19 protein-coding genes and 1 pseudogene are annotated in these 25,994 nt (G+C 60.6%); 14 read left to right on the top strand and 6 right to left on the bottom strand.

What is annotated here, in order from left to right:
- Positions 1 to 32: 32 nt before the first annotated feature.
- The 3 genes from ABDX87_RS21405 to ABDX87_RS21395 all read right to left on the bottom strand — a co-directional run bounded on the left by ABDX87_RS21405 (position 33) and on the right by ABDX87_RS21395 (position 4,297).
- On the bottom strand, positions 33 to 1,616 hold the full coding sequence (locus ABDX87_RS21405; protein WP_346829664.1) for an aldehyde dehydrogenase (NADP(+)): 1,584 nt from the start codon (positions 1,614 to 1,616) through the stop codon (positions 33 to 35).
- A 192-nt stretch (positions 1,617 to 1,808) separates the two neighbouring features.
- Positions 1,809 to 2,801, bottom strand: coding sequence for an AraD1 family protein (gene araD1 / locus ABDX87_RS21400; protein WP_346829663.1), 993 nt, complete (start codon positions 2,799 to 2,801; stop codon positions 1,809 to 1,811).
- A 182-nt stretch (positions 2,802 to 2,983) separates the two neighbouring features.
- On the bottom strand, positions 2,984 to 4,297 hold the full coding sequence (locus tag ABDX87_RS21395; protein ID WP_346829662.1) for an MFS transporter: 1,314 nt from the start codon (positions 4,295 to 4,297) through the stop codon (positions 2,984 to 2,986).
- Between the two features lie 222 nt (positions 4,298 to 4,519).
- On the opposite strand from ABDX87_RS21395, the gene ABDX87_RS21390 reads away from it, so the two are divergent.
- The 7 genes from ABDX87_RS21390 to ABDX87_RS21360 all read left to right on the top strand — a co-directional run bounded on the left by ABDX87_RS21390 (position 4,520) and on the right by ABDX87_RS21360 (position 15,473).
- Complete coding sequence (locus tag ABDX87_RS21390; RefSeq protein WP_346829661.1) at positions 4,520 to 6,262, top strand: IlvD/Edd family dehydratase; 1,743 nt, start codon at positions 4,520 to 4,522, stop codon at positions 6,260 to 6,262.
- A gap of 236 nt (positions 6,263 to 6,498) precedes the next feature.
- Entirely contained in the window at positions 6,499 to 7,221 is a 723-nt protein-coding gene (locus ABDX87_RS21385; protein WP_346829660.1) for a FadR/GntR family transcriptional regulator, read from the top strand.
- A gap of 244 nt (positions 7,222 to 7,465) precedes the next feature.
- Complete coding sequence (locus ABDX87_RS21380) at positions 7,466 to 8,692, top strand: alkaline phosphatase family protein (RefSeq protein ID WP_346829659.1); 1,227 nt, start codon at positions 7,466 to 7,468, stop codon at positions 8,690 to 8,692.
- Positions 8,693 to 9,176: 484 nt separating this feature from the next.
- The gene (locus ABDX87_RS21375; protein ID WP_346829658.1) at positions 9,177 to 10,421 is read left to right on the top strand and encodes an HlyD family secretion protein; all 1,245 of its coding nucleotides are present in this window, start codon (positions 9,177 to 9,179) and stop codon (positions 10,419 to 10,421) included.
- Positions 10,418 to 11,656, top strand: coding sequence for a hypothetical protein (locus tag ABDX87_RS21370; RefSeq protein WP_346829657.1), 1,239 nt, complete (start codon positions 10,418 to 10,420; stop codon positions 11,654 to 11,656). Before ABDX87_RS21375 ends, ABDX87_RS21370 begins: the two co-directional genes overlap by 4 nt.
- A gap of 1 nt (position 11,657) precedes the next feature.
- Entirely contained in the window at positions 11,658 to 13,823 is a 2,166-nt protein-coding gene (locus tag ABDX87_RS21365) for a glycosyltransferase family 2 protein (protein ID WP_346829656.1), read from the top strand.
- Between the two features lie 207 nt (positions 13,824 to 14,030).
- Complete coding sequence (locus ABDX87_RS21360) at positions 14,031 to 15,473, top strand: efflux transporter outer membrane subunit (RefSeq protein ID WP_346829655.1); 1,443 nt, start codon at positions 14,031 to 14,033, stop codon at positions 15,471 to 15,473.
- 421 nt (positions 15,474 to 15,894) lie between these two features.
- Here the strand turns inward: ABDX87_RS21360 and ABDX87_RS21355 are convergent, their stop codons facing one another.
- On the bottom strand, positions 15,895 to 16,587 hold the full coding sequence (locus ABDX87_RS21355; RefSeq protein WP_346829654.1) for a sensor histidine kinase: 693 nt from the start codon (positions 16,585 to 16,587) through the stop codon (positions 15,895 to 15,897).
- Complete coding sequence (locus ABDX87_RS21350; RefSeq protein ID WP_346829653.1) at positions 16,584 to 18,188, bottom strand: response regulator; 1,605 nt, start codon at positions 18,186 to 18,188, stop codon at positions 16,584 to 16,586. The genes ABDX87_RS21355 and ABDX87_RS21350 overlap by 4 nt, the downstream gene beginning before the upstream one ends.
- A 465-nt stretch (positions 18,189 to 18,653) precedes the next feature.
- On the opposite strand from ABDX87_RS21350, the pseudogene ABDX87_RS29295 reads away from it, so the two are divergent.
- The 7 genes and pseudogenes from ABDX87_RS29295 to ABDX87_RS21320 all read left to right on the top strand — a co-directional run.
- A pseudogene (locus ABDX87_RS29295) lies at positions 18,654 to 19,388 on the top strand (MCP four helix bundle domain-containing protein); the annotation flags it as partial.
- Between the two features lie 42 nt (positions 19,389 to 19,430).
- A complete protein-coding gene (locus ABDX87_RS29290) occupies positions 19,431 to 20,294 on the top strand; it encodes a methyl-accepting chemotaxis protein (RefSeq protein ID WP_431061264.1) in 864 nt (287 codons plus the stop codon).
- An 805-nt stretch (positions 20,295 to 21,099) separates the two neighbouring features.
- Positions 21,100 to 22,740 carry a malate dehydrogenase (quinone) gene (gene mqo / locus ABDX87_RS21340; protein WP_346829651.1) on the top strand — a complete coding sequence of 547 codons (1,641 nt, stop codon included), beginning with the start codon at positions 21,100 to 21,102 and terminating at the stop codon, positions 22,738 to 22,740.
- 235 nt (positions 22,741 to 22,975) lie between these two features.
- A complete protein-coding gene (locus ABDX87_RS21335) occupies positions 22,976 to 23,191 on the top strand; it encodes a tautomerase family protein (protein ID WP_346829650.1) in 216 nt (71 codons plus the stop codon).
- Between the two features lie 8 nt (positions 23,192 to 23,199).
- Entirely contained in the window at positions 23,200 to 23,856 is a 657-nt protein-coding gene (locus ABDX87_RS21330; protein ID WP_346829649.1) for a DsbA family oxidoreductase, read from the top strand.
- A gap of 50 nt (positions 23,857 to 23,906) precedes the next feature.
- Positions 23,907 to 24,620: an SDR family NAD(P)-dependent oxidoreductase gene (locus tag ABDX87_RS21325; protein ID WP_346829648.1), complete on the top strand. Its 714-nt coding sequence runs from the start codon at positions 23,907 to 23,909 to the stop codon at positions 24,618 to 24,620.
- A 100-nt stretch (positions 24,621 to 24,720) separates the two neighbouring features.
- Positions 24,721 to 25,140 (top strand): organic hydroperoxide resistance protein, encoded by a 420-nt coding sequence (locus ABDX87_RS21320; protein ID WP_074757231.1) that lies wholly within the window; start codon positions 24,721 to 24,723, stop codon positions 25,138 to 25,140.
- Between the two features lie 33 nt (positions 25,141 to 25,173).
- On the opposite strand, the gene ABDX87_RS21315 is transcribed toward ABDX87_RS21320, so the two are convergent.
- Positions 25,174 to 25,875: a cysteine hydrolase family protein gene (locus tag ABDX87_RS21315; RefSeq protein WP_346829647.1), complete on the bottom strand. Its 702-nt coding sequence runs from the start codon at positions 25,873 to 25,875 to the stop codon at positions 25,174 to 25,176.
- Positions 25,876 to 25,994: the final 119 nt, after the last annotated feature.

Below are 25,994 nucleotides of genomic sequence, written 5' to 3'. Positions count from 1 at the left end.
GGAGCGTGGGAACGATCACAGGGTTTGTCGTATCAACCTACTGCGGCAGTGGTATTCACCCCATCCACGAGCCGCTGAATCCCTAGCGGATTGGCGTTTTTCAGGGCGTCGGGCAAGGCGCTGTCAGGGTAATTCTGGAAGCACACCGGACGCAGATAACGATCGATCGCCAGCGTACCGACCGACGTGCCGCGTGCGTCGGAGGTCGCGGGATACGGCCCGCCGTGAACCATCGAGTCCACCACTTCAACACCTGTCGGGTAGCCATTGATCAGGATGCGCCCGACCTTCTGTTCCAGCAGGCCGGTCAATTCGCTGAAGTGTTGCATGTCATCACCGTCGACCAGCAGCGTCGCGGTGAGCTGACCATGCAGCCCGAGCAAGGCCTCGGTGAGCTGCGCCTGATCGGCGACTTCGACCACGATCGAGGTCGGTCCGAACACTTCTTCCTGCAGCAGTTCGTCCCCCTCCAGCAACAGACTGACATCGGCTTTGAACAGCTGCGGATGGGCCTGATCACCCTTCTGTTCTTCGCCCGCCAGATGCTGGATGCCGACATGAGCGTGCAGTGCCTTGAGGCCACGGGTGTAACTGCTCAGGGTCCCGGCGTTAAGCATGGTCTGTGGCGGCTGGTCGTTTATCTGTGCCGCAAGACGCTTCTGGAACTCGCTGAAGGTCGGCGAGCTGAGGCCGATGATCAGGCCAGGGTTGGTGCAGAACTGACCGCACCCTTGAACGATGGAACCGGCGAGTTCAGCTGCAATGCGTTCGCTGCGCAGCGCCAATGCCTGAGGCAGGATGATGACCGGATTGATGCTCGACATTTCCGCGAACACCGGAATCGGCTGTGGGCGCGCAGCGGCCATGTCACACAACGCGCGACCGCCCTTGAGCGAGCCGGTAAAACCTACCGCCTGAATCGCCGGGTGCTTGACCAGCCACTCGCCGACACCGCCGCCATAGATCATGTTGAACACGCCCTTGGGCATGCCGGTCTTGTCGGCGGCCCGCAGCAGCGCGTCGGCGACCCACTCGGCCGTCGCCATGTGACCGCTGTGTGCCTTGAACACCACCGGGCAACCGGCCGCCAGGGCCGACGCGGTATCACCGCCAGCGGTGGAGAACGCCAGCGGGAAATTGCTCGCACCGAACACAGCCACCGGGCCAAGGCCGATGCGGTATTGGCGCAGATCCGGTCGTGGCGCCGGCTTGCGATCCGGCAATGGCAAATCGATGCGTGCGCCGTAGAAATCACCGCGACGCAGGACCTTGGCGAACAGGCGCATTTGACCGGTCACACGGCCGCGCTCGCCTTGGATGCGCGCCGTCGGGAGCGCCGTCTCGCGGCAAACGGTGGCGATGAAGTCGTCGCCCAATGCGTCCAGTTCGTCTGCGATGGCGTCGAGGAACTGAGCGCGTTTTTCTGCGCTCAACGACCGGTAGGCCGGGTACGCGGAAGCGGCCGCTTTCGCCGCAGCGTCGACCTCTTCGACCGTGGCCTGATAGAAGTCGTGGGGCAGGTTTTCACCGGTGCTGGCGTCGACGCTGTAAACGATGACGGTGCCAGCGGCACTGCGCTGGCCGCCGATGTAGTTGTGGCCAAGAATTGAGGTCATGAAAGCGTTTTCCTTTAAGACATGCGAAACAGGCGCCGACACTTTCCGGCCGTTGCGGCCCTGTGGGAGCGAGCTTGCTCGCGAAGGGGTCGGTAATCCGAAGGATTTTCATCGCCCTGATTCACGTCTTCGCGAGCAAGCTCGCTCCCACAGAATGTGTGTCGCCTGTCAGATCAACGATCAGTCAATGCGTTAAAGCTGCTTGATACCGCCGGGCTGGAATACGCCCTCGGTTGGCGCAATGCCATTGATCAATGGCGCGCCGAATTCGCGCTGGCTGATTTCAAAGTGATCACCCGGCTGGGTCTTGATGCCGTCGGCGAACGACAACGTCGCGGTGCCGAAGAAATGCACGTGCACGTCGCCCGGACGCAGGAACTGGCTGTATTTGAAGTGGTGATATTCGAGGTTTTCCAGGCTGTGGCACATGTTGGCCTCGCCGCTCAGGAATTCCTTTTCCCACAGCACCTGACCGTCGCGCAGAATGCGACTGGTGCCAGCGAGATTCTGCGGCAGATCACCGACGCGCAATTCCGGGCCGAACGAACAGGCGCGCAGTTTGGAATGCGCCAGGTACAGGTAGTTTTTGCGCTCCATGACGTGGTCGGAGAACTCGTTGCCGATGGCAAAGCCCAGGCGATACGGCTTGCCATCGTTGCCGATCACGTACAGGCCACTCAGCTCAGGCTCTTCGCCCGCGTCTTCGGAGAATGGGGGTTGCGGGAACGCGGCGCCAGGACGAACCACGATGCCGCCGTCGCCTTTATAGAACCACTCGGGTTGCACGCCTGCCTGACCGGCTGCAGGTTTGCCGCCTTCAATGCCCCATTTGAAAATGCGCATGGTGTCGGTCATGGCCGACTCGTCATTGCCATGCTGGTGCATCTTGTCGCGGGCCGAGGCGCTGCCCAGATGCGTCAGGCCGGTGCCACTGACCAATACGTGCGCAGGATCCGGATGATCCAGCGGCGGCAGGATCATCAGGTCGGCACGCAGTTGCGAGTAGTCGTGGCTGTCACCCAGGCCCAGGCTGTCGACCTGTTCGGCCAACGAAATTTTCTTGTCGATGGCCGCCAGCGCCAGCTCACGGGTGCTCGTCGCGCCCTGCACTTCACGCACCAGCGCGCCGTCCACCAGACCGACACGGCGTTCGCCGTTACCCAATTCGAATTGAACCAAATGCATATGAATACTCCTTTCTAAAGTCTGCACGGACCTCTGTAGGAGCGTGGCTTGTCCCGCGATCTACCGGGAACCGGTAGCAAACCCAGAGAACGCGGTATGCCTGACACACCTGGCTATCTGATTTGACGACGACTCCGTCGCCGATCGCGGGACAAGCCACGCTCCTACAAGACGTCGTGCGGTTAACGCGAGCGCGCGCTGGCCGCGAATTTGGATTCCGGCAGGACGTGCTTGCGTTCGAGCACGCGGTACACGACACCGGTGAGGATCAATCCGCAGATCATCACGCCCGACAGGAAATACAGGCCGGTGGCCAGGTTGCCGGTGATCTCTTTCAGCCAGCCGATGACGAACGGGCCGATGTAACCGCCGAGGTTGCCGACCGAGTTGATCAGCGCGATACCGGCCGCCGCACTGGCGCCGGCGAAGAAACGGCCCGGCAAGGTCCAGAACACCGCGGTGCAGGAAAACAGGGAAAACGCGACCAGAGACAATGCGGCCAGTTGCAGCACCGGCACGGTCAGGTAAGCCGAGAGGAACAGGCCCAGCGCGCCGATCACGTACAGCACGGCCAGGTGACCGTAACGGTCGTTCAGGCGGTCGGAGCTGCGGGGTACGATCAACAGACCAACGATGCCGAAGATATAAGGCACTGCCGAGACGAAGCCCGTGACCAGATCACTGCCGCCGAACTGTTTGATCAGCGTCGGCAACCACAGGCCCAGGCCGTAGATGCTCAAGGTCACGGGCAGATAGAACAGCGCCAGCAACAGGACACGCTTGTCCTTCAGGGCATGCAATGGATTGCCGTGACGGGTCTGGCCGTATTCTTCCAGGTCTTTTTTCAGCTCACCGGCCAGCCATTCTTTTTCGACCGGATCCATCCATTTCACGTCTTTCGGACCGTCCGGCAACCAGCGCAGGACCGGCAGCGTCAGCAGGATCGCCGGGGCGCCAATGCACAGGAACAGCCATTGCCAACCGTGCAGGCCGCCAATGCCTTCCATGCCCAGCAGACCGCCAGAGATCGGGCCGGTGATCATCATCGCGATGGGTTGGGAAAGGATGAAAAGCCCGAGGATCTTGCCGCGATGGCGCACCGGGAACCATTGGGTGATGTAGTACAGCACGCCCGGAAAGAAGCCCGCTTCGGCCGCGCCGAGCAGGAAGCGCATCACATAGAAGCTGGTTGGCCCTTGAACGAAGGCCATGCCCATGGTGATTGCGCCCCAGGTGATCATGATCCGCGCGAACCAGCGCCGCGCGCCGAAGCGTTCGAGCATCAGGTTGCTGGGGATTTCCAGGAGGAAATAGCCGATGAAGAACAGCCCGGCGCCCATGCCGTAGGCCGCGTCACCGATGCCGACGTCTGCGCCCATGTGCAGCTTGGCGAAGCCCACGGCGGAACGGTCCACATACGCGATCAGGTACAACAGGATCAAAAAAGGGATGAGTTTCAAGGTGATGCGGCGAATAAGCCTGAGTTCCTGGCTCATGTATGCGGTCTCCACGTTGTTTTTGTTATGGAAGCATTCCGGGGATCGCCTCTGCCTTCGTGTGTGCCTTACTGCGGTGAGTCGGGCTGGCAGGGTCGTCCCTCGATGGGAACCGACTATATAGTATTACTATTTGACGTTACAACACTTCCACTCAGACGATTTTCGGCCTATTTTAGTCAGCACGCGAAGCCTTTAGTCTTACAATAAGAGTGCTGATTTATGTCTGATTCCAATAAGAAACCTACCCTGCGTTCTGCCCAATGGTTCGGTACCGCCGACAAGAACGGCTTTATGTACCGCAGCTGGATGAAGAACCAGGGCATTGCCGACCATCAGTTTCAGGGCAAGCCCATCATCGGCATCTGCAACACCTGGTCCGAACTTACCCCGTGCAACGCCCACTTCCGCACCATCGCCGAACACGTCAAACGCGGCGTGATCGAAGCCGGTGGTTTCCCGGTTGAATTCCCGGTTTTCTCCAACGGCGAATCGAACCTGCGCCCCACCGCCATGCTGACGCGTAACCTGGCGAGCATGGACGTGGAAGAGGCGATTCGCGGCAACCCGATTGACGGCGTGGTGCTGCTGACCGGCTGCGACAAGACCACCCCTGCCCTGTTGATGGGCGCGGCGAGCTGCGACGTGCCAGCCATTGTCGTCACCGGCGGACCGATGCTCAACGGCAAACACAAAGGCAAGGACATCGGCGCCGGGACCATCGTCTGGCAGATGCACGAGTCCTATAAAGCCGGGCAGATCAGCCTGGATGAATTCCTCTCCGCTGAATCCGGCATGTCGCGCTCGGCCGGTACCTGCAACACCATGGGCACGGCGTCGACCATGGCGTGCATGGCTGAAGCACTGGGCACGTCGTTGCCGCACAACGCGGCGATTCCAGCGGTCGATTCCCGTCGCTATGTATTGGCGCACATGTCCGGCATGCGCGCGGTGCAGATGGTCAATGAAGACCTGCGCCTGTCGAAAATCCTGACCAAAGAAGCGTTCGAGAACGCCATTCGCGTCAACGCCGCCATCGGTGGTTCGACCAACGCGGTTATCCACTTGAAGGCTATTGCTGGCCGCATCGGTGTGGACCTGGAACTGGACGACTGGACCCGCATCGGTCGAGGCACGCCAACCCTGGTCGACCTGCAGCCTTCCGGGCGCTTCCTGATGGAAGAGTTCTACTACGCGGGCGGCCTGCCTGCGGTGCTGCGTCGTCTGGGCGAAAACAACTTGATTCCTCACCCTGAAGCGTTGACCGCGAACGGCAAAACGCTCTGGGAAAACGTCCAGAACTCACCGATCTACGGCGATGACGAGGTGATCCGCGCCATCGACAATCCATTGGTGGCCGATGGCGGCATCTGCGTACTGCGTGGCAACCTTGCGCCGCTGGGCGCCGTTCTCAAACCGTCCGCGGCGACACCCGCCTTGATGAAGCATCGCGGTCGTGCAGTGGTGTTCGAGAACTTCGACATGTACAAAGCGCGAATCAATGATCCGGAGCTGGACGTAGACGCCGACAGCATTCTGGTCATGAAGAACTGCGGGCCGAAGGGTTATCCAGGCATGGCAGAGGTCGGCAACATGGGTCTTCCGGCCAAGCTACTGGCGCAGGGCGTGACCGACATGGTGCGGATTTCCGATGCGCGCATGAGCGGCACGGCGTACGGCACGGTTGTGCTGCACGTTGCGCCGGAAGCGGCCGCGGGCGGTCCGTTGGCGGTGGTGCAAGAAGGTGACTACATCGAACTCGACTGCTCGACTGGCCGCCTGCACCTGGACATTTCCGAGCAAGAACTGGCCGCGCGCCTGGCCGACTGGCAAGCGCCTCAGCAACTGTTGATCGGCGGTTATCGTCAGCTGTACATCGACCACGTCATGCAGGCGGATCAGGGTTGCGACTTTGACTTCCTGGTGGGGATGCGCGGATCGGAAGTGCCAAGGCATTCTCACTGATACCCGCTTGCTGCACCGGTGATGTCGCTGCATGACCTGTGGGAGTGAGCTTGCTCACGAAAGCGTCGGTACAACCGCTGAATATCTGGCGGTTGTACGTCAGCATTCGTGAGCAAGCTCACTCCCACAGGTTCTCTATCTGCCGGAAAATCCCCGGACATTTCCACTCGCGCCCTGACTTCATCGCCAATGCTATGATGCGCGGCATTCACCGTTCAGGATCGCCTCGCGCCCCCATGGATTACCGTAAGCCCTCCGACCGCAAAAGCATGCATTCACGCATCGTCCAGGACATCGGCATGCAGATCGTTTCAGGCCGTTTCAAACCTGACGACAAGCTCCCCCCCGAAGCCTTGCTCTGTGAAGAATATGCCGTCAGTCGCCCGGTGTTGCGGGAAGCCACGCGTGTGCTGGTCGCCAAGGGCCTGGTCTATTCCCGTCCGCGTGTCGGCACGGTGGTGAAGCCTCGTCGCGAATGGCACATCCTCGACCCGGACGTCCTCCACTGGCTGATGCAAAGCTCGCCGCAGAACGAGTTCTTCGCCCTGCTCACCAGCGTGCGAAGCATCATCGAACCCGCTGCCGCCGCGCTCGCCGCACAACACGCGACCACCGATGAAATCGCCGCCATCGGTGAGGCGTATCAACGCATGGAAGCCGCGCCGACAGTGGAAGCCGTGCTGCAACCGGACCTGGATTTCCACAGCCGTATCGCCGACGCCACCCACAACGATCTGCTGGCCCATTTGTGCAACATGCTGTCGCTGGCACTGCGCGAAGCGTTGAAGCACTCCAACAAGCGACCGAACCTGCACGAACTGGCCCTGCCCCGGCACAAGGCGATTCTGACCGCCATCGAAAACCGCGATGCCCTCGGCGCTCATCACGCCACGCTGGTCCAGCTGGACGACGCGCGTAACGCGCTGAACGTGGTGCTGGGACAAGGATTGAAGCTGTAACCGGGTCTCAGACAGCATGGTCCCTTTGGAAGCGAGCTTGGTCTGGGCGTGCCGGATGACCCACCGCCTTCGCGAGCAAGCTCGCTCCCACAGGGTGGACTGGCTCAGCCCTATCTCGTCTCAGCAGCCTGCACCTCGCCAAAACTCCGCTATAACCAATAGAACCCAATTCGCCATCGACACGGATTAGTCGCCCTTCCATGCCTTACTGCCCGCGACCTCAGTGCAAAAAATGAGGCTCATCATGTATCCAATCGCCAGGCTCTGCGGAATCGCTGTGCTTCTGGGGTTATTGGCAGCGCTGCTGCTGAAAAACATGTTGTTGGGGGATTCGGTCGACTTTCATCGGCACAAGGCCCTGCTGATCGGCATCGACGGTGTGCAGTACGAACAACTCAAACACGCCATGGACACCGGCCAGGCACCTTTCATCATCCGGCTTCATCCGGCCATGAGCTACACCGGTGGCATCGTCGGCACCTCGACTCAGCAACCCACGTTCAGCGGTCCCGGCTGGGCGACGGTGCTGACGGGCGCCTGGGTCAACCGTCACCGGATTGCCGGCAACGACAGCAGCCTGCGCAACAGGACCGACAGCCTGTTCAAGCTGATCAGCCTGTCTTCTCCCACGCGCCACACCGCCAGCATCGTCAGCTGGAATCCCATCAATGACAACTTCATCGACGACATCAACGCGGGGTTCATCGAGCTTGGCGTCAAGTGTGGCGGCGATGATCAATGTTCCACCGATCGTACGGTCCAGGAACTGAGCACTGGCAATTTCGATTTCATCTTCGTGCACCTCGACCAAGCGGACACCGCCGGACATGAAAACGGATTTGGTGCCCGCTATCAGGAGGCAATCGCACGGGTGGACCGGCAGATCGGGCAAATCCTCGCTGCGCTGGATAAACGCAAACAACAGAACCCCGACGAAGACTGGCTGGTGATGCTGACCACCGACCATGGGCGGCGACCTCCGGACGGTTACGACCATGGCGAACAGAGCCGCAGCGAAAAAACCACCTTCATCGGTCTCAACAAACCGGCCAATGAAGAGCTGACACACCCGATCGGCGACCCGTTCGATAGCAGTCTTGACGGCCTGTACGGCTTGGCCAGTGTCGCCGACATCACACCGACGATCCTCGTTCATCTGGGGATCAACACGGATCCGGAACGCTATGTCGTCGACGGCGTGCCACTGATCGGGCATGTCGGCGTGCGCCAGCTCACCGCGAGCCTGAACAGTGCCGCGCGAACCGTCACTCTGCGTTGGCGCGTGACCGAAGGCAGCAAACAACCGCTGCGCATTTATCGGTCGGGTCAGCTCATCGCAAAACTGACGGACTCCTCCCACGAATACGTCGACACTGACCTGCCACAGCCCATCGGCCAACTCAATTACACCGTAGTGCTCAATGACGTTCCGGTTTCAAGGCTGATCACGGAACCGCCCGCCAAACGCTGAAGCATTGGCATGACAAACGGGATCCTTATATTTTTTTGCACTGGCGGGCGTTTCGATCTGTCTTTAATGGCAGAAACGACGAAAGGTCCGCTTTATCGGATACGTCCATAAGTTTCAGCAAATCAGACAGTTACACCTACTCGAAAAACCGGCCTGCCGGCCATCGCGCCAGAAAACCGTGCCGTTAAACCGACGTCAATCTTTGAGCGCGCGCAGGTGATTGACAGTAAAAGACTTCCCGCCTAGCGTAACGGCAGTGATCGTTTTCTCCTGCCTGGGTCACTGCAGCTCCATTTCTACAAGACGGGACGTATCCAGCCTTTTCAGTCCTGCGCTTTCAACAAGACGGTTCCTTTACCTCGCCTTTGACCGGGCGACGCTTTCGTATGCCTTGGTTTAGCTGTCGTCTACCTGACGCAGTCACGGCGCCTGTGTGCCCGTCTGCGAACTGATTTCTACATGCTCGACCCTGGAGTGCCGGATCATGACCAATTTGTCGATCGAACCGATCGAGATGACGGGCAAACCTTCGAAGCCGCGGTTTTTTACCCTGTCGCTGCTGCCCAGGCTGGTGGGATTCAGCGTGCTGTTCTTCATCGTCTGGCTGCTGTTTTCCACGCTGTTCATGCCCTTGCTGTCCTCGTCGGCCACCCGCGCGATCCTCAACGCTCCGGTGATCTTGCTGACCACTCCCATCGACGGCGTCGTCAGCTCGCTCACGATCAAACCCGGCGAGACATTCGAGAAAGGTCAGACGATTGCCACCATCGAAAACCCGCGCGCGAATCAGGAAACTCTGCTGACCCTGCAAACCCGTCGCCTCACCCTGGAGCAACAACTCGCCTCACTGAAGAGTCAGGCCGAGCATGACCAACAGTTTTACGACGCATTGGACAAAACCAGTCAGCAGTACCAGAGCGCGTACCGCACCCGACAGCTGTACGCCCAACGCGCCCTGAAAGCCGAAAGCGTCGCGGCCGATGCACGTCTGCAAGACGCTCAAGCCACGGTGACGCGCAACCTGGAGTTGTTCCGTCAGGGCGCAATCAGCGAGGCGGCGGTGACCTCGTCCAAAGCCCAGCTGGCGTCGCTGCAAGGCGCCGCCGAATCGATCCGTTCGCAGGTGCGCATCAACAGCGGCGACGTGTCGGCGGCCAGCGAACAGGTGTATCTCGATCCAGACCAACTGCGGATGTTCGACCTTCAGGCGCAAATGACCACCTTGCAGTTGAGCCTGGCCAATCAGGCGAAGAACCGCGCGACGCAACAGGAGGAACTGGACAATCTCAACCGACTGATCGAGACCGAGCAGAACCGGGTCAAGTTGATGGCGGCCTACAACGTGGTTGCCTACGCACCGGGCACTGTGCAGGAACTGATCGCGCCAGAGGGAACACTGGTGCGGGCGGGTTCCACGCTGCTGCGCGCCACGCATTGCAATGAGAGTAACGTCATTGCGGTGTTTCCCGAACGCATGGCGAGCAAGATCACGCGGGACACCGTGCTGAAAGTGAATGTCGCGGGCCTTAACCAGCCGCTGCAGGCGCACGTGGTGCAGCTGCTGTCCAAACCCAGCGATACCCAGTCTGCGAACTACAGCGTGCCCTTCCCCTTCGCCGAACAGAATTCGGTGTACGTCGTGGGCGCCTTCGACAACAACCTGTCGGAAAGCGAGCGCGCCCGCACCTGCAACCCCGGCAACTGGGTGACGACCGAGGTCGCGCGTTGAACGCCCTGCTCACGTCGCTGCTGATGGCCCTGGTCATCACGCCCGCGCTGGCCGAACAAAGCCGACCTCGGCTCGAACAACTGACCTGCGCGGCCCTCGATCGCGCCGTCCAGTCCCTCGCTGACGGCCCGGTGCTGCTCGCCAGTTATCCCGCGTTCGAGGGGCATCCTCCGACCATCATCGCCCTGCGCGGCGTGGCCTTCACGTATGACAACGCGCTCGCTAGCATCGCGCTGTTCGGCTGCGGCAAACCAAAGTCCGCTCAACGCATTGCCGATGCCCTTGTCTACGCCACCGACCACGATCCCGATTACCAGGACGGTCGCCTGCGCAACGCCTACGCGGCGGGTTCGGTCAAGCAGCAGGGTCCGATTTTGCTGCCCGGTTACTGGAGCCAGGAACGCAACGCCTGGAATCAGGACGCCTATCAGGTCGGCAGCGCCACCGGCAATCAGGCCTGGGCGGTGCTGGCTTTGCTGGAAGCGTTCCGTCAGACCGAAGAACAGCGTTATCTGCTGGCGGCGGAAAAAGTCCTGCTGTGGACCCAGCGCAACACCTATGACGGTCAGGCACCGGCGGGTTTCATTGGCGGCTTCTACGGGTATCCGCCCAACCCGGTGCGTCAAGGCTGGAAATCCACTGAACACAACGTCGATCTGGCCGCCGCCTGGAGCGCGCTGAACCGTATCAAGGCCAGTCAGGACAGCGCCGCGCAGGCGCAAATCGCCCGTAATTTCGTCGACAGTCAGTGGCTCGCGAACGAGGGGCGGTTCCTGATCGGCACCCTGCCCGATGGCCGCACCGCCGAACATCAACGCTCCGGTCTGGATGCACAGATCTGGCCCCTGATTGCCGTCACAAACCCGCCCGCCGACTGGTCGCGGGTGTTCAGCTTTGTCGACCAGGCACACCGATTCGGGGGCGGTTACGGTTTCAGTCGCGACCCGGACGGCTTGTGGACCGAAGGCACCGCGCAGGCCGCCGCCGTCGCGCAACTGACCGGTGCCGCCGACAAGGCCAAGCCGCTGTGGTCGCTGCTGATCGCTCAGCAGGCGGCCGATGGCTGGCTGTTCGCGACACCGCAAGCGCAGATCAGCACCGGCCTGGCCATCGGTCCGGATTCCACACGCAACGACTTTTTCTATTACCACCTGCCTCATCTAGGGGCCACGGCGTGGGCAGCCATCGCAGCCAGCGGCGTCAACCCCTTCACCGGAGCCCAGGAGGCGAACTGACATGCACGCTCTCGACTCGCTGCAACTGTGGCAGCTCAACCTTGGCACGCTGGCCATGGTCGTGTTGTTCGCCTGCCTGACCCATCGCGATCAGTGGGGCGCGCGTGCCGTGTTCGGGATCATGACCGGGCTGCTGTTGATCAACTACGTGATCTGGCGAGTGCGGGAAACGCTGCCTGACATCCATTCGGGCTTCGCCGCGCTGTGGTCGTACACGTTCCTGTTTTTCGAGATGCTGGCAATCACCTACACGCTGGTGTCGATCGTGGTCATGCTGGTGCGCAGCGACCACTCGCAGACCGCCGATGCGGGCGAGGAACGCCTGCGCGCCGCCGGCCCTCATGTGCCTGCCGTCGATGTGTTCATCTGCACGTACAACGAAGGCCTGGACGTGCTGGAGAAGACCATCATTGCCGCCAAGGCCATGGACTACCCCAACTTCAATGTCTGGGTACTGGACGACACCCGTCGCGACTGGCTGCGCGATTACTGCGCGCAAATGGGCGTTTACTACGCCCGCCGTCCCGACAACAGCCACGCCAAGGCCGGTAACCTGAACAACGGTTTGCGCCAGTCCGAAGCCTCGACCAACGCACCCTACATCTTGGTGCTGGACGCCGACTTTGCGCCGCAACAACCGATCCTGATGCGCACCCTCGGCTTGTTCGAAGACCCGAAAGTCGCGCTGGTGCAGACCCCGCAGTTCTATTACAACCCGGATCCGATTCAGCACAACCTCGGCTCATCCACTTGCTGGGTCGACGAGCAGCGGGTATTTTTCGACGTGTTTCAGCCGGCCAAGGACGGCTGGGACGCTGCGTTCTGTGTCGGCACCTCGTTCGTGGTGCGCCGCGACCGGATCAACGAGATCGGTGGCTTTCCCACAGGCTCCGTGTGCGAAGACATCTACACCACCTACCGTTTGCTGCAACGCGGCTACGTCACCCGCTGGCTCAACGAGCGGCTGTCGATCGGCCTGTCCGCCGAAGGCCTGACCGAGTACATCAATCAACGCGGCCGCTGGTGCCTGGGCACGATTCAGGTCGCGCTGCTCCCGGACGGTCCGCTGCGCGGGCGCGGCTACACGCTCAACGACCGGTTGCATTACATCCACGGGATGCTGCACTGGTTTTCCAAGCCGTTCATTCTGATGATGCTGATCTCGCCGCTGCTCTACTGGTATTTCGGCATCGCCGGGTTCTACGCCAAGCCGATGGATTTTCTGGCGTTCGGCATGCCGGCGCTCATTGCCTTCTGGGGTTACGGCACGTGGGTGACGGACCGCAGGACGCTGCCGATCTTCACCGAGGTCACGCAGATCGTCGCCTCGCTGGCGGTCACGGCCACGATCATCAGCGCGTTGATTCGTCCGTTTGGCCGGCCGTTCAAGGTCACGGCCAAAGGGCTGGATCGGTCGAAGGCCATGGTGCACTGGAAGCTGTTCGGGTTCTTTTTCTTCCTCACGCTGTTTGCGCAAGTCGGTGCGTTCACGGCGATTGCCACCGCAGACACCTTCGACGGCAACGTGCAATTCAACCTGTGCTGGACGGTGGTCGCGTTGATCTACAACGTCGCCACGCTGGTGGCCTGCGTCGACCGCCCGCGCCTGCACGGCGAAGAGCGCTTCCCCTTCCTGAAACCGGCCGGGCTGCATTTGACCGGACGCATGTTCGCCGGGCGCCTGACGGACATCTCGCTCACCGGCGCATCGTTTGCCTGCCGGCACGCCGAGTTGATCAAGCCGGGGTTGCGGGGCGAGGTCTGGGTCAACAAGGTCGGCCGCGTGCCCGTGGAGGTGAAGCGCCAGACCGGCGACGGCCGCCTGGGTCTGCAGTTCATCGACATGGACGACGCATTGCGCCAGCGGCTGATCGGGCGATTGTTCAGCGATGCCAACACCAACGTCGCCGGCAAGGCCATGCCCGGCATCGCGTTCAGCAGCCTGCTGCGCCGCTCGCTGATCGGTGAAAAACGTCCCCCTCAGCCGCTTCACACCCGCGCGGCGCGCCACCCACGCGCCGTACGTGGTCGTCGACCGTTGCCGCGTTTCAAGACCGTCAACCTGCGCCTGCCCGAAGGCCCGATGCCAAGACTGTCGGCCCCGCGCACGGACGTGGTGGCGTGGCTGTTCATGCAAATACGCGCGTGGTTCGGGATGCGGTTGTGATCGATTGATTTCGAGCGCCCGAGTGGCGTTAAAGCGCATTCCCTGTGGGAGCGAATTCATTCGCGAAAAAGGGCTCAGACAAGCTATCTGTATCGGCTGGAATGCCGTTTCGCGAATGAATTCGCTCCCACAGGGTTCACCGCAGCGTTCAGAGAAGTTTGCGTCACGAGAATCTTTGGCTATTCCATATTTGCCGAGAGCATGCCGATGAACAGTTCTCTACCCTTCACCTGCCTCACCCTGCTCCTGCTCGGCGGCTGCTCGCTGGAGCCGACCTATCAGCGCCCCGACGCGCCAATCGATCAGCAATGGCCCGCCAACACAAAAGGTGCGGTGGCCGATCCGAAGCTGGCCTTTCAGGAAGACTGGCACACGTTCATCACCGACCCGCGCCTGCGACAGGTGATCGACCTGGCGCTGGAGAACAACCGTGGACTGCGCCAGTACGCGGCCTCGGTGGAAGAGTCCCGCGCCGAATCCGACGGCGCGCATGCCTCGCTGTTTCCGTCCATCGGCATCAACACCTACGCCGGGCGCAGCAAGATCCCGCCCCTGGTGCGCACTCAGGGCGGCGGTGTCAGTTCGGGCAGCCTGGACAATACGTTTCAGGCCACGGCGGGTTTCACGTCCTATGAGCTCGACCTCTTCGGTCGCCTGCGCAGTCAGCGCAACGCGGCCGATGCGCGCTTCGAGGCCAGCGAGGCCGATTATCAGACCGCGCGCCTGGGTTTGATCGGTGAAGTCGCCAGCACCTGGCTGACCCTGAAGGCCAATCAGACGCTGCTCAACCTCGCTCAAAGCACCTACCAGTCCCAGCAGCATTACGGCGATTTGCTGCGCAGCAGTTACAACGCCGGTTCGACGGCACGCATCGACGTGCATCAGGGCGATGCCATGACCAACACCGCCGCCGTGCAGGTCAATACCTACCGCATGAAGGTGGCACAGAACCTCAACGCCCTGCGTGTGCTGGTCGGTCAACCAGTGCCCGATCAATTGTTGCCGGTCGGCGATCTGGGCAAAACACTGGCGACGGCCGATGTCCCGTCCGGCTTGCCCTCCAGCCTGATCCAGCGACGTCCCGACATCATGTCTGCCGAAGCCTTGCTGCGCGCCTCCAACGCCGACATCGGCGCCGCGCGCAGTGCCTACTTCCCGACCCTGTCGTTGACCGGCGCGCTGGGCAGTTTAAGCGGGGACTTCTCGAAACTCCTCACCGGCCCGGCCCAGTTCTGGCAGTTGGCGGCGGCCGGCTCAATGACCCTGATCGACGGCGGTCAAAGGCGTGCCGTGGTAGACGCCAGTCATGCCCGCTATGACGCCAATACTGCAGCCTACGAAGGCACCGTGCAGAACGCTTTTCGCGAAGCCGCCGACGCACTGAACGCCCGTCAGGAAATGCTCGCGCAGGTCGCGGCGCAACAAAGGTTGGTCGGGGATTATCAGGAAGCCTGGCGACAGTCGCGCTTGCGTTTCGAGGCCGGGCTGGACAGCTACTTCTCGACCATGGACGCGCAACGCTCCCTGTTTGCCGCCCAGCAGGAATACCTGAATCTGGAGCTGGCGCGGGAGGTCAATCAGATCGACCTGTACAAGGCACTGGGCGGCGGATGGACGCCACCGAAGCTGAATGTCGCGGATGCGAAATAAGAAAGGCGAATCGCGGATGTCGATGTTTCTGGCTGGATCCTGTAGGAGCGCGGCTTGTGTCTGGGCCACATCCGGACGATCTGCCGCGCAGCGGTAGCAAAATCAGCCGACTCGATGATGTCTGACACACCGCATGCACAGGTTTTGCTGCCGGTCCCCGGCAGATCGCGGGACAAGCCACGCTCCTACGCCTTCCAGGCAGAAGCAGAACCGTGCATGGCATCACGTGAGCTTTCTGCGGGCAGAACAAGGCTGTGCCTGGCATGACGTGAGTTTCCTCCGGGCAGAAGCGGTGTTGGGAAGGTGTCTCGGCTTTTGATTCTGGCCGGAGGCCGTAGGAGCGCGCTTGCCCGCGATCTGGCGCAAAGCGGCAGCAAAATCAGGCGACTCGGTTGTATCAGTCACACCGCCTATTTTCTAACTACGGCAAATAAATACTGAACAACCCGCCGCCCAGCTCGCCGCCGTTGGCGATCTCGATGTGTCCGGTCACGCCCTGACGCTGATGCTGTTTGGCGATGTTCGCCGCGAAGTACAGACCAAGGCCGGTGCTGCCGCTGCTCTGGTTGATGCCCAGCACGTAGTCGGTCTGGTGTTCGATCATGTGCTCGGGGAAACCCGGACCGTCGTCGTTGATGCGGATGACCAGTTGCTCGCCGACCTGACCCGCGCTGATCAGCACTTCCTGGCGAGCAAAGCGGATGGCGTTGATGACCACGTTCGACACCACCGAGCCGATCAGCTCGCGGTCGAAGAAACCCGGCAAGCCAAAGTCGTCCACGTGGTAACGCGCGACGATGCCACGGCTGTCGAGCACCTCTTGATGAAACGCCAGTTGCGCCTCGATGAAGTCGTCCAGCTCGTGATAATCCGGGCGTAACGGCAGCTGGTTCACGCCCAGTTTGTACAGACCCAACAGCTGCACCAGCATGCCGTTCAGGTGCGCGAATTCGTAATCAATCACGCCCTGCTCCGGCGTGCCGCGCTGCGCCTCGGGCAGGTCCTTGACCCATTGCCCGTGTGCCTGAATCAACGACGCCAGCGAGTTCTTCATGTCATGCACGGTGGAGGCAATCACCATGGAGAAATCGAGCCCCGTTTCCTGATCGTTCATTCGCCAAACGCCCTGAGTCGCAGTTTCTGATAACGGTCGTAACGTGGATCGGTGTCGGGCATCTTGCCCACCATTTTCAGACTGTTCTGGCAATCCAGCAGGCTGGCCGTATCGAGGTTCTGCACACCGACGTGCAGCAGCGACTGGGCCATGTTCAAGGCAATACTGATGTTCTTCGGTTGCAGCGCCAGCGCCTGACGGAACAGGTCCTGCGCCTCACCGAGCTTGCCCGCGCGGTAGCTGCGAATGCCCTGCAGGTTCAGATCGATGGCCGCCTTGCCCGCGCTGAGGATTTCCGGATCGTCGGTCTGCCTGGCGATGCCTTGCATGACCACCGGATCGTCACCGTAGATTTCCGCGCAGCTTTTCAGAATGCCGGCGCCGGCGGACTCCTGACCCAGTTGTTTAAGCTGCGCCGCCACGGCCAGCGCTGCGTCGGCACTCAGAAACTGTTCCATGCCTTCCAAGCGGGCCATGGCCTGTTCGGTCAGCTTGGCGGCCATTTCCGGATCGGAACTCGCCACGCTGGTGGCTTTCATCAAACGTGCTCGCACTTGCAAGCCGGCATCGTTGGTGTGCTCTTTGGCGACTTCACTTAACGTCGTGTTGATTTCAACACGGGTGCGCGCATCCAGACCCCGCTCACCGCCGCGACTGATCAACGCCTGCGCCAAGCCGAGGTTGGTTTCCGGGTCCTTGAATCGCGAAAACTGACCTTGCGCCACCGCCTGACGATACGCCTTGGAAGCGCCATCGAAGTCTTGGTTTTCCAGCGCCAGTTGGCCAAGCAGACGTTGACGCCGTACCGCGTACGGAGACAGCCGGACGGCCTCTTCGAGCATCTTCTGCGCACGCTTTTTGTCGCCGCTGGCGATCAGCACATCGGCCAGGCCATCAAACAACACCGGCATCGCATTGAACGCACGGATCGCGTCTTCGTAGACCGCTTGCGCCTCGGCATTGCGTCCGCGCTTGAACAGCAGTTTGCCCAATGCCGCGTAGGCCCAAGGTTGAGGACGGTCGGCCAGAATCGATTTGAGAAAGGCTTCCAGCGGCTCGTGCTGGTTCAGATCACGCAAGGCGTCGGCTTTGTAACGCAGGCACAACGGCGCAAAACGGGGGTCCTGTTTGGTCAGGTTCACGCACGCCGCCAGCACTTCGGCAGGCTTGCCGCGATCCAGTGCCTGAAGAATCGGCTTGAGCAGGTTTTTACGCTGGACGATCTTTTCCAGACGCTGCGCCAGACTCGCCCGATTGAACGGCTTGGTCAGGTAAGCATCGGGCTCCCACTCCAGCGCGCTCATGACCATCGCCTGACTGTTCTCGGCGGTGACCATCACAAAGACGCTTTCATGGCTGATCAACTTGTCGGTCATCAGGTCTTCGAGCACCTGCTGACCATTCTTCTTGCCATCGCCCAGGTTGAAATCGTGCAGGATGAAGTCGTAGCGCTTCTGCGAGCACATCTTCAGCGCCTGTTCGCCGGTATCGGCGGTGTCTACTTCCTTGACGCCCAACTCGCGCAGCATCGACCTGACCGAACTGCGGAAATCGGAGAAATCATCGACGATCAGAAAGCTTTTTTGGTTCCACGCCAGCATCGAGATTCCTGTCACGGGAGAGAAAATCAGCCCAGGGGCAATTACACAACGGGTCGGCTTCAATGCGCCCGTTTTTGGCGGGGCGAATGATAGCCAACATCAATTTGCCATCAAGCTATTTCGCTAAAGCTTTGGCCTGTTCAGGTGCGGCACGACGCCGCTTGTCCGGGTTATCGGCGGCGCGGAAGTAAAGCTTAGGTGATCGCAGTGGGAAAAAGCGACTGCCAAGCGTCTCGCGTCGGCCGCTGATGACGTATCTGTGACGCAGTGTGTCGGTCCCGAATCACCAAACATGAGCGCAGGCGTTCGCCCGGACTCGTGGATCCAATATCACTCGAAAACGGGCTGAATTACGACGTTCATCGACGTTATTTCGATTTGTGTAAAGTCCCTCATCCCCCCGCCGATACGGAGTGAAAGCGGTGTCTGCACGTCGCCAAACCCTACCCTGTCCGAGTAATCGTCATGTCCTGGCTGATCAACCTGAAACTCAAGTCCAAGCTGCTCCTTGCCTTTAGCCTGTGCGCCTTGGTCACCGTCGCGGTCGGTGTATTGGGACAAGCCGGCGTCTCGCGCCTGTATGACCTGTTTCAAAACACGGTCAGCGATAACATGATGTCGATCACCAAGGTCGACTCCGTCAAAGCCAACGTCATCGCCACCAACCGCGACTTCTTCAAAATCATCGGTCTGAGCGCGCTCAAGGCCAACCCGGAAGACATCAGCTCGGCCCTTCAATCGTTCAAAGAAAACCAGGCGCAGGCAGAAACCGATTTCCGTTACTACCGCAGTACGCCTCTAGAGGCCGACGAAAAAGCCGCCGGCGACGATTTCGAGCGTGATTGGGCCGCGTACATTAACGCCGCACAAAACGCGCTCGCGGTGCTGCAAAGCGGCGACATTGAGCAAGCCGGCAAATTGGCCGCCAGCAGCGTCACGCCGAGCTACCGCAAAACCATGGGTGAGCTGAAAATCATCATCGAGTCCAACGCACGGCAAGCCGCCGAAGCCACTCAGGCTGGCGTCGAACTGGATCGCCAGATCACCTGGGTGTTGATTATCGGCTCGCTGGTGGCTGTGATCTGCGCCATCGCACTCGGCCTGATCGTCACGCGGATGATTACCCGCCCGATTTATCAATCCGTGGAGAGTGCAGCGCGGGTGGCCAGCGGTGATCTGACCCAAGCCATTGCACTGGGAGGCCAGGACGAAATCGGTCAGTTGCTCAGAGCGCTCTCAAACATGCAAGGCAACCTCAAAGGCACCGTGCAGCAGATTGCCAACGCGTCGGATCAGCTGGCGTCGGCCGCCGAAGAGCTGACGGCGGTCACCGATGACAGCACCCGTGGATTGCAGCGTCAGAACGATGAGATTCAACAGGCCGCCACCGCAGTGAACCAGATGACCGCTGCGGTGGAAGAAGTCGCTCGCAACGCGGCCAGTGCCTCGCAAGTCTCGGCCCAGACCGCCGACGATGCGCTGAAAGGCCAGCATCAGGTGCAGCAAGCGGTCACCGCCATGAACACCATGACGGTGGAAATCAACGACTCGACGCAACGGGTCGAAGCCCTCGCGGGCCAGATTCGCGACATCACCAAGGTGCTGGATGTAATTCGCGGCATCGCCGAACAGACCAACCTGCTGGCCCTCAACGCCGCCATCGAAGCTGCGCGCGCCGGTGAACAAGGCCGCGGTTTTGCGGTGGTCGCCGACGAAGTCCGCGCCCTCGCCCACCGCACCCAGGTGTCGACCGGCGAGATCGAATCGATGATCACCCAGGTGCGTAACGGCGCGGATGAAGCCGTACAGGCCATGGGCAAGAGCCAGTCCATCGCAGTCAACACCCAGACGCTGGCCACCGAAGCCGGTCTGGCACTGGAGCGCATCAGCGAAGGCGTCAGCCAGATCAACGAACGCAACCTGGTCATCGCCAGTGCCGCCGAGGAGCAGGCCCAAGTGGCCCGCGAAGTCGACCGCAACCTGGTGAACATCCAGGACCTGTCGGCCCAGACCGCCGCCGGCGCCAACCAGACCAACGCTTCCAGCCAGGAACTGTCGCGCCTGGCCGTGTCGTTCAACGCCATGGTCGGCAAATTCACCCTTTGATTCCTGGCCGCCCGTATGGGGGATTCCATGGTTCTCAAACCAGTGGCGTCAGTCCGTTTCTTGAGGGGCGCAAGGCCTGGCAGCGTGCTTGCGATGGGAGTGAGCCAGTTTTATCAAGGGTGAATGACACACCGCATTCGTCAGCAAGCTGACTCCCACAGGTTTTGTGTTCAGCCACAGGAATTTGTTTACCCAAACAGCGCAAAGCGCGCTGTGGCTTTTGATCTTCATACTGCAGCAGCCCAGACACCACAAAACGCGACTTGGGTGCAGGCTGAACGCAGGTAATGAGTCAGTAATTTTGTCCAACTTTCGGGGGTCAGTTCACGAAGGCGGAACAGTTTGGACGTTAGGACAAACCAAACTATCAGCGTCACCCCAAATAGTGGAGATGCACACCATACAAGCCGGCTCCCGCAAAAACTGTGTCGATGCAGACACCGCAGCAGCCACCCTTTAGCCACCTGAGACAAATTGGCCAATTGACTAAATCGTCCTACGATTTGTCGTAAATCTCATTTCGGGTACAATCCCGCCCCTCCCGCAGATCGCTTGGACCTGATGACCGAGTCCTGCGGGGGTATAGATGTTTACTCAAGCTGCTGAATCCAATGACCGAATAAAAAGCCAGCACCGAGGGACATAGAACGGGAGGTCCCCGATTCACTGACTTCCTGACCCTGCCTCCTCGTCTTCTGAGAGCGAAGCCTTCCGACGTTTGCACCCCGAGCCGGGTTGCAGCACGGCGGGACGTTGCCTGATGAAGGACCGCAGGTGGATAACTTTCTCTCTATTGGATGACTCAATGTTCAAGAAAACGAGCAAGGCTCTGCTGGGCCTGGCGATTTCGGCGACCTTCCTGCAAGCCCATGCTGCTGAAAGCAAGAAAGTCGACGTCCTGCTGATCGGTGGCGGCATCATGAGTTCGACCCTGGGTGTCTGGCTCAACGAGCTGGAGCCGGGCTGGTCGATGGAAATGGTCGAGCGTCTGGACGCCGTCGCCGAAGAAAGCTCCAACGGCTGGAACAACGCCGGTACCGGCCACTCGGGCTTGGCCGAGCTGAACTACACGCCAGAAGACAAAGACGGCAAGGTCAATATCTCCAAGGCCATCGAGATCAACGAAGCCTTCCAGGTGACCCGTCAGTTCCTTTCCTGGCAGGTCCGCCAGAGCGTCCTGAAGAACCCGCCTTCGTTCATCAACACCACACCGCATATGAGCTTCGTGTGGGGCGATGACAACATCAAATTCCTGAAGAAGCGTTACGACGCGCTGCAAGCCAGCCCGCTGTTCCGTCCGATGCAGTATTCCGAAGACCCGGCGCAGATCGCCAAGTGGGTCCCGCTGATGATGGAAGGCCGCGATCCTTCCCAGAAGCTGGCGACCACCTGGACGCCGATCGGCACCGACGTCAACTGGGGCGAAGTCACCCGTCAATACGTGTCCTACCTGCAGACCCGCCCAAACTTCGACTTAAAGCTGTCCAGCGAAGTCAACGACATCACGCGTAACGAAGACGGCTCGTGGCACGTCGAGTACAAGAACCTGAAAGACGGCACCACCTCGGGTACCGACGCCAAGTTCCTGTTCATCGGCGCAGGCGGCGGCGCACTGAAGTTGCTGCAGAAGTCCGGCATTCCGGAGGCTCGCGACTACGCCGGCTTCCCGGTGGGCGGTTCGTTCCTGGTGACCGAGAACCCGACCGTTGCCATGCAACACATGGCCAAGGCCTACGGCATCGCCTCCACCGGCGCGCCACCGATGTCGGTTCCGCACCTGGATACGCGCGTGCTCGACGGCAAGCGCGTGATCCTGTTTGGCCCGTTCGCCACCTTCTCCACCAAGTTCCTGAAAGAAGGTTCCTACCTGGACCTGTTCAGCAGCATGACCACGCACAACTTCTGGCCAATGACCAAGGTCGGCATTGAGCAGTACCCGCTGGTCGAGTACCTCGCCGGTCAACTGATGCTGTCCGACGACGACCGCTTCAAGGCGCTGCAGGAATACTTCCCGCACGCCAAGAAAGAAGACTGGCGCCTGTGGCAAGCCGGTCAGCGCGTCCAGATCATCAAGCGTGACGCGGACAAAGGCGGCGTGCTCAAGCTGGGCACCGAGGTCGTGTCCTCTCAGGACGGCACCATCGCAGCACTGCTGGGCGCATCGCCAGGCGCTTCGACCGCCGCGCCGATCATGCTGAACGTGCTGGAAAAGATCTTCAAAACCCAGGTGGCAACACCTGAGTGGCAAGCGAAGATCCGTCAGATCGTGCCGAGCTATGGCACCAAGCTGAACGACTCGCCGGCCGCTGTTCAGCAGGAGTGGAACTACACCGCTGAAGTCCTGCAACTGGGCAAACCTCCGGTCATCGACCAGACCGTTGGCACCAGCACCGCAACGACGTCCAAGCCGGCTGAAAGCAAGCCAGCAAACGACATGGCACTGTAAGACTCGCTGCCGCTTGCCGGCATTGATGACGCGGTGAAGACAAAGCCACGGGGTTGAAACCCGTGGCTTTTTCGTTTGCGGTCCGCGCGTAAAGGCTTTGCTGCCAGTCCGATTCGTTACACCGCATCACAAATGAAGTACCCCGCCCCGCATTTATCCCGTCGCTCCAAGCTCCTAAAGTCCACTCCACCTGCTCTTCCACCCTTCCGGTGGGAAGCACACTGGAGACTTTTCCATGCCTTTCATCAGCGTTCGCATCACCCGCGATGGCGTGACCAAGGAGCAGAAAGCTCAGGTCATCGCCGAAATCACTCAGACCATGCAGACCGTCCTGAACAAGGACCCTCACCTCACCCACATCGTCATCGAAGAAGTGGACACCGATAACTGGGGATACGCCGGTATTTCCACCACGGAGTATCGCAAGAACCTGGCGGAGTCGGCCTCGTGAACACGGCCGTGAACCGTACCGTAAAGGTCGACTTCGTGTCGGATGTCGTGTGCCCGTGGTGTGCGTTGGGCGCAACGGCACTTGAGCAAGCCATAGAGAATCTCGCCGGCGAAATCACCGTCGAGCTGACGTACAAGCCCTTCGAACTGAACCCGGACATGCCGGCCGAGGGCGAGCACGCCGTCAAGCACATGATGCGCAAATATGGCCGTACCGCAGAAGAAGTCGCTTCCCGCAACGAGATGGTCATCGCCCGTGGCAAGGCACTCGGTTTTCGTTTCGACCTGGAAAAACGCAGTCACTTTTACAACACCTTCGATGCCCATCGCCTGCTGCTGTGGGCGACCCACGAAGGTCGTCAGGTCCCGCTGAAGAAAGCCCTGCTGAAGGCCTACTTCACGGACGGCCAGAACCCCAGCGATCAGGAAACGCTGGTGCGCCTGGCGGGCGAAGCCGGACTGTCCAGCGAACGCGCCCGCGAAGTGCTGGCCGCCGGTGAGTTCGCCGACGAAGTCCGTGAACTGGAACGTTTCTACACCGAACGCGGGATCAATTCTGTCCCGGCGATGGTACTGAACGATCGCCAGCTGGTGACCGGATCGCAGTCGGTCGAGCACTACGAAACCGTCCTCAGGCAGATGGCGCAAGAAGCCGCCGCCGCTTGATAACCCACTACCGATTCACACCCTATCCATTAATGAGCGAGAACATCATCATGAGCCAATCGAAAAAAGTCGTCGTCGTCACCGGTGCATCCCAAGGTCTTGGCGCGGGTATCGTTGCGGGCTTCCGCAAGCTGGGCTATCAGGTCGTCGCAACCTCGCGTTCGATCAAACCTTCGACCGATCCGGACATCCTCACCGTAGCCGGTGACATCGCAGACCCTGCGACCGCCGAGAAAATCATTCGTGAAGGCGTGGCCCGTTTCGGCCGCATCGACACCCTGGTCAACAACGCCGGTATCTTCCTGGCCAAGCCATTTACCGCGTTCACCCATGAAGACTACGTAAACAACGTGGCCACCAACATGGGCAGCTTCTTCCACATGTCGCAACACGCCATTGCGCAGATGGAAAAACAGGGCGGTGGCGGTCACGTGGTCAGCATCACCACGTCGCTGGTCGACCATGCCATCGACGGCGTGCCTTCGGTGCTCGCATCGCTGACCAAAGGTGGCATGAACGCCGCCACCAAATCGCTGGCGATCGAATACGCCAAACGCGGCATCCGCGTGAACGCGGTCTCCCCAGGCATCATCAAGACACCGATGCACGGCGAAGAAACCCACGCTGCGCTGGGCAGCCTGCACCCGATGGGCCACATGGGCGAAGTTCAGGACATCGTCGGCGCCGTGCTGTACCTCGACAGCGCCGCCTTCGTGACAGGCGAAATCCTGCACGTCGACGGTGGCCAGAGCGCCGGTCACTGATCGCCGACTCGATATCTTCAAAAAGCGGGCTACTGTTGGAAACGGCTCACGTCACGCTGCGCCATCCGGCGTAGCCCGCATTTATCGTAAGGAGCGCACCATGGACAAGAACATCGAGAAAGTGCTGTACACCGCCAAGGTCCACACCGCCGGTGGCCGCGACGGCACAGCGGTCAGTTCCGACAAACGTCTGGACATCAAACTCTCCTCGCCCGGCGCGAAAGGCGAAGGCACCAACCCGGAGCAACTGTTCGCGGCGGGCTGGTCGGCCTGCTTCATTGGCGCCATCGGCGTCGTGACCGCCAAAATGAAAGTCACCATGCCGCCCGACACCACCGTGGATGCAGAGGTCGATCTGGGCACCAACGCCGGCGGCTACCTGATCCAGGCACGGCTCAACGTCGCACTGCCCGGACTGGACCGCGAAACGGCGCAAAAAGTCGTGGATGCTGCCCACGAAGCCTGCCCTTACTCGAAGGCGACACGCGGCAACATCAACGCCGTGATCACCCTGGTCTGAATCGCGGCGCAGTTGGTCTGCGGCATACCAATCTCAAACGTTGCCGCTTTCACTAATTGAAAGCGGCGCCTTTTCAGGGAGCGAGCTCAAGCCGTCAAGCACCGCTTGCGAATCCGTCAACGCGCCAAAGATGCCGTTCTCCACGGTCACCATGTGCAGCGCAGCATCGTGCGCGTACTGATCGCCGCTCGCACACGCATCGGCGATCGTCAGGCACTGGAAATTGCGATCACAGGCCTCGCGCAACGTCGTATGGACACAGACATCCGTGGTGCAACCGCTGAACAGTAAATGCGTGATGCCCCGTGCACGCAGAATATGCTCAAGGTCCGTGTACGTGAAGGCACTGTTGCAGGTCTTGTCCACGATGATGTCGTCAGCGCTGACATCAAGGTCCGACACCAGTTGAAACCCGGGGCTGGACCGCAGCAGAACATCGGTCCCCTCTAGCCCCGCCCGCTGGCGCCGCCACTTCTCATACGGCGTCATGTCCGCCAGATCCCCACGGTAACCCTGCCGGGTGTGGATCACCTGAACCCCCACCGACCTCGCCTTGCGAATCAACGCGTTCACAGCAGGAAGAATCGCCCTCAGCGGCGTCGGGTCATAGCCACTCCGCGCGAAATAACCGGACGAAGACAGGAAATCTTCCTGCAGGTCGATCACCAACAGCGCGGTGGATTCAGGGTGGAGTTGACCGTCGTAGGGATAGCTGAAGGGGCGGGCTGAGATCATGGGGTTCCTCCAAACGCGGACTGGCGAGATGGGAGGGAGTATCGGTGATTTTGGCGGGAATGCCTGACCAGAACCAGGCTCGCAGCTGACGAAGCTTTTTACTTGGACTTCGCCAGCCT

Origin of the sequence: Pseudomonas abietaniphila (genome assembly GCF_039697315.1) — a bacterium.
Taxonomy (GTDB): domain Bacteria; phylum Pseudomonadota; class Gammaproteobacteria; order Pseudomonadales; family Pseudomonadaceae; genus Aquipseudomonas; species Aquipseudomonas abietaniphila_B.
The sequence above is the reverse complement of the archived record's forward strand: the minus strand, read 5'-3'. Positions and strand labels throughout refer to the sequence as shown.